The sequence below is a fragment of the Pseudomonas sp. NPDC087598 genome, assembly GCF_044743525.1.
In the GTDB taxonomy this organism is placed as follows: domain Bacteria; phylum Pseudomonadota; class Gammaproteobacteria; order Pseudomonadales; family Pseudomonadaceae; genus Aquipseudomonas.
Window position 1 is genome coordinate 1 of the sequence record NZ_JBIUWQ010000108.1, and the last position, 7851, is coordinate 7851.

7 protein-coding genes are annotated in these 7851 nt (G+C 61.2%); 5 read left to right on the forward strand and 2 right to left on the reverse strand.

The window, feature by feature from the left end; all coding sequences use genetic code 11:
* From leuS to ACIOWE_RS29305, 5 genes are all read left to right on the forward strand, one after another.
* A partial coding sequence (gene leuS / locus ACIOWE_RS29285; RefSeq protein ID WP_401398421.1) for a leucine--tRNA ligase occupies positions 1-2139 on the forward strand: 2139 nt, incomplete at its 5' end.
* Between the two features lie 87 nt (positions 2140-2226).
* Positions 2227-2832 carry an LPS assembly lipoprotein LptE gene (lptE, locus tag ACIOWE_RS29290; protein ID WP_401398422.1) on the forward strand — a complete coding sequence of 202 codons (606 nt, stop codon included), beginning with the start codon at positions 2227-2229 and terminating at the stop codon, positions 2830-2832.
* Positions 2833-2871: 39 nt separating this feature from the next.
* Positions 2872-3909, forward strand: a complete 1038-nt coding sequence (gene holA / locus ACIOWE_RS29295; RefSeq protein WP_166216743.1) for a DNA polymerase III subunit delta — start codon at positions 2872-2874, stop codon at positions 3907-3909.
* 200 nt (positions 3910-4109) lie between these two features.
* The gene (arfA, locus tag ACIOWE_RS29300; RefSeq protein ID WP_053124158.1) at positions 4110-4274 is read left to right on the forward strand and encodes an alternative ribosome rescue factor ArfA; all 165 of its coding nucleotides are present in this window, start codon (positions 4110-4112) and stop codon (positions 4272-4274) included.
* 61 nt (positions 4275-4335) lie between these two features.
* The gene (locus tag ACIOWE_RS29305; protein ID WP_401398424.1) at positions 4336-5658 is read left to right on the forward strand and encodes a lytic murein transglycosylase; all 1323 of its coding nucleotides are present in this window, start codon (positions 4336-4338) and stop codon (positions 5656-5658) included.
* A 117-nt stretch (positions 5659-5775) separates the two neighbouring features.
* Here ACIOWE_RS29305 and ACIOWE_RS29310 read toward each other — a convergent pair whose 3' ends face one another.
* Both ACIOWE_RS29310 and lipA read right to left on the reverse strand, forming a co-directional pair.
* Positions 5776-6726: an LD-carboxypeptidase gene (locus tag ACIOWE_RS29310; protein ID WP_401398426.1), complete on the reverse strand. Its 951-nt coding sequence runs from the start codon at positions 6724-6726 to the stop codon at positions 5776-5778.
* A 150-nt stretch (positions 6727-6876) separates the two neighbouring features.
* Positions 6877-7851 (reverse strand): lipoyl synthase (gene lipA / locus ACIOWE_RS29315; RefSeq protein WP_401398428.1); only part of this gene is annotated, 975 nt, incomplete at its 5' end.

Sequence of the window (7851 nt, forward strand, 5' to 3'; positions counted from 1 at the left end):
AACTGGGACCCGATCGACCAGACCGTTCTGGCCAACGAACAGGTGATCGACGGTCGCGGCTGGCGTTCCGGCGCGCTGATTGAAAAGCGCGAAATCCCGATGTACTACTTCAAGATCACCGCCTACGCGGATGAGCTGCTGGAGAGCCTCGACGATCTGCCGGGCTGGCCTGAACAGGTCAAGACCATGCAGCGCAACTGGATCGGCAAGTCCCGTGGCATGGAAGTGCAGTTCCCGTACAACGTCGATTCCATCGGCGAAGCCGGCACCCTGAAAGTCTTCACCACCCGTCCGGACACCCTGATGGGCGCGACTTATGTCGCCGTCGCGGCTGAACACCACTTGGCCAGCCTCGCGGCAAAGAACAATCCTGAGCTGCAAGCGTTTATCGCTGAATGCAAGGGCGGCAGCGTTGCCGAAGCCGACGTCGCCACTCAAGAGAAAAAAGGCCTGCCGACCGGCCTGTTCGTCGAGCACCCACTGACTGGCGAAAAGCTGCCGGTCTGGGTCGCCAACTATGTGCTGATGCATTACGGCGACGGCGCTGTGATGGCGGTCCCGGCTCACGACGAGCGCGACTTCGAATTCGCCCACAAGTACAACCTGCCGGTCAAATCGGTGGTGCGTACCAGCTCCGGCGAAACCAACCCGGCCCCATGGCAAGACGCCTACGGCGAGCACGGCACGCTGATCAACTCCGGTGAGTTCGACGGTCTGGACTTCGCCGGCGCGTTCGACGCCATGGAAGTGGCCCTGATCAAGAAAGAACTGGGCGCCTCGCGCACTCAGTTCCGCCTGCGCGACTGGGGCATCAGCCGCCAGCGCTACTGGGGCTGCCCGATCCCGATCATCCACTGCGATGCCTGCGGTGACGTGCCGGTGCCGGAAGACCAATTGCCAGTCGTGCTGCCGGAAGACGTGGTGCCGGACGGCGCCGGTTCGCCGTTGGCGCGCATGCCTGAGTTTTACGAGTGCACCTGCCCGAAATGCGGTCAGCCTGCCAAGCGTGAAACCGACACCATGGACACCTTCGTCGAGTCGTCGTGGTACTACGCCCGTTATGCCTCGCCGCACTTTGAAGGTGGCCTGGTAGAGAAATCCGCCGCAGACCACTGGTTGCCGGTGGATCAGTACATCGGCGGTATCGAACACGCGATCCTTCACCTGCTCTACGCGCGCTTCTTCCACAAGCTGATGCGTGACGAAGGCCTGGTCAGCTCCAACGAGCCGTTCAAGAACCTGCTGACTCAGGGCATGGTGATCGCCGAGACTTACTATCGTCGCGAAGCCAACGGTGCCTACACCTGGTTCAACCCGGCAGACGTAGAACTTGAGCGCGACAGCAAAGCCAAGGTCATCAGCGCCAAGCTGAAATCCGACGGCCTGCCGGTGGAAATCGGCGGCACCGAGAAGATGGCCAAGTCGAAGAACAACGGCGTCGACCCACAGTCGATGATCGATCAGTTCGGCGCCGACACCTGCCGCCTGTTCATGATGTTCGCCTCGCCACCTGACATGAGCGCCGAGTGGTCCGACTCCGGTGTTGAAGGCTCGCACCGCTTCCTCAAGCGAGTCTGGCGTCTGGCGCAAGCCCACGTTACTCAGGGCCTGCCGGGCAAACTCGACATCACCACCCTGAGCGACGAGCAGAAAGCCGTTCGCCGTGCGATCCACCTGGCCATCAAGCAGGCCAGCCATGACGTCGGTCAGAACCACAAATTCAACACCGCCATCGCTCAGGTGATGACGCTGATGAACGTGTTGGAAAAAGCCGCGCAAGGCACCGAGCAGGATCGCGCGCTGATTCACGAAGGTCTGGAAGCCGTGACATTGCTGCTGGCTCCGATCACGCCGCACATCAGTCACGAGTTGTGGAATCAACTGGGCCACGCTGACGCGGTCATCGACGCCGGCTGGCCGGCTGTAGACGAAAGCGCCCTGGTACAAGACAGCCTGACGCTGGTCATTCAAGTGAATGGCAAACTGCGGGGGCAGATCGAAATGCCGGCCAGCGCGACTCGTGAAGAAGTCGAAGCTGCCGCGCGCACCAACGAAAACGTGCTGCGCTTTGTCGATGGCCTGACTATTCGTAAAGTGATTGTAGTGCCCGGGAAACTGGTCAATATCGTCGCCAGCTAATTGGATCGGGCGTCAGGTGTGCCTGACGCCAAGTAAAACCTTTCGGGCCGCATGAACGGCCCACATGGTTTCAAGGGGAGCAACACAATGATCAAACGCAATCTGCTGGTGATGGGCCTCGCTGTGCTGCTGAGCGCCTGCGGTTTCCAGCTGCGTGGTACCGGCACCAATGAACTGTCGATCAAGGAACTGGATCTGAGCGCGCGTAACGCCTATGGCGAGACCGTCACTCAACTGCGTCAGGTACTGGAATCCAGCGGCGTCAAGGTTTACAGCGGCGCACCGTACAAGCTGTTCCTGGCTGACGAGCAGGAAAGCCAGCGCATCCTCAGCTACGCCGGTGCCGGCCGTACGGGCGAATATCAGGTCAGCACTGTTTTGAGCTATGACATTCGTGGCGACAAGAACCTTTCTCTGCTGAGCGACAAGCTTGAAGTGCAGAAAGTGTTTATCCACGACGGCAACAACCTCGTCGGTTCCGATCAGGAAGCCAACGACGCCCGTCGCGAAACCCGCCGCGAGCTGGTTCAGCGCATGATGCTGCGTCTGCAGCAACTGACCCCGGGTCAACTGCAGCAATTGCAGCAAGCCGCCAACGACCGTGCCAAGGCTGAAGCCGATGCGCTGGAAGCGGCACAGAAGGCTGAAGCGGAAACCCCGCGTCAGTCGCCGCTCGAACTGCCGAAGCAGTAAGACGTACGGGGCGCTCAGGCGCCCCGTTCGCCCTTTCTTATGAAGCTCGCTCCCGCACAACTCGGCAAACACCTGCAAGGCGCCCTCGCGCCGGTCTACATCATCAGTGGCGATGACCCGCTGCTGTGCCAGGAAGCCGCCGACGCCATCCGCAGTGCTGCCCGCCAACAAGGTTTCGACGAACGTCAGGTCTTCGCCGCCGACGCCAATTTCGATTGGGGTACGCTGCTGCAGGCCGGCGCGAGCATGTCGCTGTTCGCCGAGAAACGCCTGCTGGAACTGCGTCTGCCTTCAGGCAAACCCGGTGACAAGGGCGCTGCCGCGTTCATCGAATACTGCTCGCGTCCTGCTGAAGACACTGTGCTGCTGATCAGCCTGCCCAAGCTTGATGGCAGTGCGCAGAAGACCAAGTGGGGCAAGGCGCTGGTCGAAGGCCAGCAGACCCAGTTCATCCAGATCTGGCCGGTGGATGCCAATCAGCTACCGAGCTGGATTCGCCAGCGTTTGTCGCAGGCCGGCTTGTCAGCCAGTCAGGACGCCGTCGAACTGATTGCCGCGCGCGTCGAGGGCAACCTGCTCGCCGCTGCGCAGGAAATCGAAAAGCTCAAGCTGATGGCCGAGGGCGGCCAGATTACCGTCGAAACCGTGCAGGCGGCTGTGGCCGACAGTGCACGGTTCGACGTGTTTGGTCTGACCGATGCGGTGCTCAACGGCGAACCGGCCCACGCCCTGCGCATGCTCGAAGGCCTGCGTGGCGAGGGTGTCGAACCACCGGTGATTCTCTGGGCACTGGCGCGGGAGTTGCGCCTGCTGGCCAATATCTCGTTGCAATACAGCCAGGGCACGCCGCTGGACAAGTGTTTCAGTCAGGCGAAACCGCCGGTCTGGGACAAGCGCAAACCGCTGATGAGCAAAGCTTTGCAACGCTACACGGCGCAACGCTGGGCGCAGTTGTTGCTCGAAGCGCAGCGCATCGATGCGCAAATCAAAGGCCAGGCGGCCGGATCGCCATGGATGAGCCTGAGCCGCTTGGCGTTGCTAATGGCCGGCCAGCGCCTGTCATTGCCTGCGGAATAAGACGCTCGACCGCATCACGACCATTCGCGAGCAGGCTCGCTCCCACCCTTGACCGCGTTCCCATAGACGAACGTGTTCAAAGGTGGGAGCGAGCCTGCTCGCGAAAGCGCCAGAACATTCCTACACAACAGGCACTGGACAGACGCCCCACATCGGCAGATTATTTGCCGCGCAAAACCCACTCGATCGAGAGAACCCTCATGAGCAAAAAGCCAGCGAAACATGGCCCCAACAAGGCCAAATCCATCGTCGCCCAACCCTTGTTCCGCAGTCGTCAGGAACGACCAACCAAGGGTAAAGGCAGCTACCGCCGCGAAGCCTTCCAGTCTGACAGCTGGGAGGCTTCTTACTTTCTGGCTGCCTGAAGCGCAGTACCCCCCGGTCATGTTAAGGTCTGCACCTGATTCGTTTCCCCTGGAACTGTGCATGCCCCTAAGTCTTTCCCGTCGCTGGCCTGTTCGCCAGATGATCGCTGCCTCCAGCTTCATTCTGCTTGTCGCCTGCGCGGAAAAACCGACCGCCGCCGACGCGCAACCTCTCCAAGCCGCCCCTGTCGCCACGGCCCCAGCGATCATCCCGCCGGTAGTGCCGTCCGCCGACCCTCTCGATCTTCAGCCGACCCAGACCTTTGCCGAATGGCAGGCGGGTTTCCGCAAGGATGCCCTGGCCGCCGGGATTCGCGCCGACCTGTTTGATCGCGCCTTTGCCAACGTCAGCTTCGATGCCAGTGTGATTCGCGCCGACCGCAGTCAGCCGGAATTCTCCCGCCCGGTGTGGGAATACCTCGACGGCGCGCTTTCGCCTCTGCGCGTGCGCAAAGGTCAGGCCCTAATCAATCAGTACGCCGACATTCTGCAAAGCATCGAACAGCGTTATGGCGTTGACCGTCAGGCGCTGGTGTCGGTGTGGGGCATGGAGAGTAATTTCGGCCAATTCCAGGGCAGCAAGTCGGTGATCAACTCGCTGGCCACCCTCGCCTACGAAGGCCGTCGTCCGGGCTTCGCCCACGCACAATTGATCGCAGCCCTGCAAATCCTGCAACAGGGCGATATCACCCCGGAGAAGATGCTGGGTTCCTGGGCTGGCGCGATGGGTCAGACTCAATTCATTCCGACCACCTACAACACCCACGCGGTGGATTTCGATGGCGACGGTCGCCGCGACATCTGGGGCAGTCCGGCCGATGCGCTGGCGTCGACCGCGCATTACCTGCAAAGCTCAGGCTGGCAGCGTGGGCAGCCGTGGGGTTTCGAAGTGCAGCTGCCGAGCAGCTTCAACTACACGCTGGCCGACGGTGCCATTCGTAAAAGTGTCGCCGAATGGCGTCAGTTGGGTGTGATTCTGCCGAATGGTGGTCAGGTGCCAGCAGGTTCCGAGCAACTGTCGGCCGCCCTGTTGCTGCCGGCCGGTTACCGTGGCCCGGCATTCCTGATCCTCGATAACTTCCGGGCGATTCTCAAGTACAACAACTCTTCGTCGTATGCCTTGGCCGTGAGCCTGTTGTCCGAACGGTTCAATGGCGGCGGCCTGATCAACGGCACCTGGCCGAAAGATGATCTGCCGCTGAGCCGCACCGAGCGCATCGAGTTGCAGACCCTGCTGAGTGCGCGCAACTACGATGCGGGCACGGCTGACGGGATTATCGGCGCCAATACGCGCAAGGCGATCCGCAGTGCGCAGCAGTCGTTTGGCTGGCCGGCGGATGGGTATCCAACGCATAAGCTGCTTGATAGTTTGCGTAGCCAGTAAAAGCATCGCGGGCAAGCCCGCTCCCACAGGTTCAGCGGTGATCACAATATCTGTGTACACCACGAATCTTGTGGGAGCGGGCTTGCCCGCGAAGACTGACTAATTGACGATAACTCTCTAGCGTCGAACCACCACATCCTGCTCCAGCATCAACTCCTTCTTCCCCGCATCCAGTCGAACCAGCGCGCCCAACGGCAACGTCAGGTTCGGATCGCAATGCCCGCTCCGCCACCCCGACAGCACTGGAATCCGCAACGGTTCGAAAGTCTGCTTGAGCAAACGGTCAAGCGCCTCGACATCCACCCCCGCGATATCCCCGACCAACACACCACGCAGTTTCGCCAACTTGCCGGCCAGGCGCATCTGGGTCAGTAAGCGGTCGATACGGTACAGCGGCTCGTTGACATCTTCGATAAGCAGAATCGCGCCCTCGACATCGATTTCATAAGGCGTACCGAGGGTCGCGGCGATCATTGCCAGGTTGCCGCCGAGCAAGCGTCCATGGGCGATGCCGGGCTCAACGGTGGTGAGTGGATACGCTACCGGATGGCTCAGCACACTCCCCGCTTTCAACTGACCGCGCAGCATGGCGAAGAACGATGTCACGGTCGGAGGCTCCTTGTCGCCCAACAGATCGGCGTTGAGCAGCGGACCGTGGAAGGTTACAAACCCGGCGTAACGGCTGATTGCCAGGTGCAGTGCGGTGATATCGCTGTAACCGACGAAGGGCTTGGCGTGGCGGCTGAGCAGGTCGTAGTCGATGCGATCCAGCAGGCGCGGTGTGCCGTAGCCGCCACGCAGGCAGATGATCGCATCGACCTCGGGGTCGGCAAACGCAGCGTGCAGATCGTTGAGGCGCACATCGTCGCTGCCGGCCAGATAGCCATCCTTTTCATATACGCCGGGGAACACCTTCAGCGCATAGCCCCGGGCGCGCATCCATTGCACAGCCTTGTCCGTATCCAGTGCACCGGGACCGGCAGGGGCAATGACGCCGATCAGCCCTTCCGACGGCAAAGCAGGTACGGGTTTATGCGGAAACAGGGTGTGGGTCGGTCGAACGGTCATCCGTGGGGCTCCGCGTGTGAAGTCATGGGCACACAGTAGTCAGGAACAGAGATAAACAAAAGAGGCACTGTTGCCCAGTAATCCATGGTCAGACTTCCCAAACAAAAATACCCGCCGAGGCGGGTATTTTGTGAGGCAGTCAGCGTGGGATCAGGAACCCAGCAGCTCAGCCTTGACCAGCTTCGCTTGCTCGTCGGCATGGTACGAAGAACGCACCAGCGGACCCGACGCAACGTTCTTGAAGCCCATCTTGTAACCTTCCTCGGCGAACCAGGCGAAGGTGTCCGGGTGCACGAAACGCTGCACCGGCAAGTGGCTGCGCGAAGGTTGCAGGTACTGACCCAGGGTCAGCATGTCGATGTCGTGTTCGCGCATGCGCTTCATGACCTCGATGACTTCCTCGTCGGTCTCGCCCAGACCCAGCATCAGGCCGGACTTGGTTGGAATGTGCGGCATCATCTGCTTGAAGCGTTGCAGCAGGGTCAGCGACCACTGGTAATCCGAACCCGGACGCGCAGCCTTGTACAGGCGCGGCACGGTTTCGAGGTTGTGGTTGAACACATCCGGCGGCTCGGCGGCGGTGATTTCCAGCGCAACGTCCATGCGCCCGCGGTAGTCCGGAACCAGAGTCTCCAGCTGCACGCTCGGCGACAGTTTGCGGATTTCGCGGATGCAGTCGGCAAAGTGCTGAGCACCGCCATCACGCAGGTCGTCGCGGTCAACGGAGGTGATCACCACGTACTTGAGCTTGAGGTCAGCGATGGCGATGGCCAGGCTTTCCGGCTCGTTGACGTCCAGTGGCTTCGGACGACCGTGGCCAACGTCGCAGAACGGGCAACGACGGGTGCAGATGTCGCCCATGATCATGAACGTCGCGGTGCCGCCGGAGAAGCACTCACCGAGGTTCGGGCAGGAGGCTTCTTCGCAAACGCTGTGCAGCTTGTGTTTGCGCAGCAGGCTCTTGATGCGGTCGACTTCCGGGGAAACCGGGATGCGCACACGAATCCAGTCAGGTTTCTTCGGCAGTTCGGTCGTCGGAATGATCTTCACCGGGATGCGTGCAACCTTCTCGGCGCCGCGCAGCTTGACGCCGGCTTCTACCTTGGGACGCGGGGCCGGGCGCTC